This is a genomic window from Streptomyces boncukensis, assembly GCF_011045075.1.
Taxonomy (GTDB): domain Bacteria; phylum Actinomycetota; class Actinomycetes; order Streptomycetales; family Streptomycetaceae; genus Streptomyces; species Streptomyces boncukensis.
On the sequence record NZ_JAAKZZ010000919.1, the window covers coordinates 1 to 1,587 of the forward strand.

The window sequence follows — 1,587 nt, forward strand, 5'->3', positions numbered from 1 at the left end:
GCCCCCGCCCGGCTCCCCCTCGGTCAGCAGCGCCCCGGCGACCTCCGGCTGCAGCAGCACATGCCCCGCGTGCACGGAGCGGATGGCCCCGGCGAGCGCGTCGGGATCGACGTCCTTGTAGACGTATCCGGCCGCGCCGGCGCGCAGTGCCGGGACGACGGTGCGCTGCTCGGTGAAGCTGGTGACGATCAGGACGCGCGCGGGGCTGTCCAGCTCCCGCAGCCGGCGCAGCGCCTCGATGCCGTCGGTGCCGGGCATCTTCACATCCAGCAGGATCACATCGGGGGACAGCTCCTGGGCGCGGGCCACTCCCTGATCTCCGTCGGATCCCTCCCCCACGACGTCGATGTCGTCCTGCACCTCCAGGAACGTGCGCAGCCCGCGCCGTACGACCTGGTGGTCGTCGACCAGCAGCACACGGATGGGGTCAGCCACCGGGCACCTCCATTTCCACCGCGGTGCCCTTGCCGGGCTCCGACGTGACGGTCAGCGTGCCGCCGACACCGTTCGCCCGGTCGCGCATCGAGACGAGGCCCAGATGCCGGCCCGCGCTCCGTACGGCGCCGGGGTCGAAGCCGGCGCCGTCGTCGGTCACCGTGAGGAGGGTGCCGGTGCCGTGGCGCACCAGCGCGACCTCGACCCGGGAGGCGTCGGCGTGCCGCAGGGCGTTGTGCAGGGCCTCCTGGGCGACACGGAGCAGGGCCTCCTCGTGGGCGGCGGGCAGCGCGCGCACGCCCTCGCAGGTGAAGGTGACGGCGGCGGTGTGGGCGCGGTCGAGGACGCCGGCCTGGGTGCGCAGGGTGGCGACCAGCCCGTCCTCGTCCAGCGCAGCGGGGCGCAGCTCGACGACCGCCGCGCGCAGCTCGTCGGCGGCCTCCGCCGCGAGGCGGGCGACCTCGTGCAGCTCCTCCTTGGCTCGCACCGGGTCCCGGTCGACGAGGGCCGTGGCCGCCTGGGCGGTGAGGCGGAGCGAGAAGAGCTTCTGCGCCACGGCGTCGTGCAGCTCGTGGGCGATACGGGCGCGCTCCCCCGCGATGGTCAGCTCGCGGCTGCGCTCGTAGAGCCGTGCGTTGGTCAGCGCGATGGCGGCGTGCTGGGCGAGCAGGCGGAGCAGTTCCTCGTCCTCCTCGGTGAAGGCGCAGCCGCGGTCCCGGGCGGGGGGCCGGCCGGGCGGGCAGCGCTTGTTGGCGAGGAAGAGGGCGCCGAGCACCTCCTCGCCGTCCGCGATGGGGACGCCGAGGAAGTCGGCCATCACCGGGTGGGCCCGGGGCCAGCCGCCGAAGCGGGGGTCCCGGCGCACATCGGCGAGGCGCTGCGGGGTGGCGTCGCGCAGCATCGCGGCGAGGATGCCGTGCTGGCGGGGCAGCGGGCCGATCTCCTTCCACTGCTCCTCGTCCACGCCGTCCACCACGAACTGGGCGAAGCCTCCCTGGTCGTCGGGCACGCCCAGCGCGCCGTACTCGGCGTCGAGCAACTCGCGGGAGGAGGCGACGATCGTCTGGAGGACGTCGCGCACCTCCAGGCGTCTGTTCATCGCGAGCAGCGCGGCGCTGACGGAGGCGAGTCCGGTTCTGGGGCTGTCTCTTA

At 74.5% G+C, this 1,587-nt stretch carries 2 protein-coding genes; both read right to left on the reverse strand.

Going from position 1 to position 1,587, the window contains the following annotated elements:
- A partial coding sequence (locus tag G5C65_RS36985; RefSeq protein ID WP_165303414.1) for a response regulator occupies positions 1 to 435 on the reverse strand: 435 nt, incomplete at its 3' end.
- Positions 428 to 1,587 (reverse strand): GAF domain-containing sensor histidine kinase (locus tag G5C65_RS36990; protein ID WP_241266333.1); only part of this gene is annotated, 1,160 nt, incomplete at its 5' end. The genes G5C65_RS36985 and G5C65_RS36990, both read right to left, overlap by 8 nt.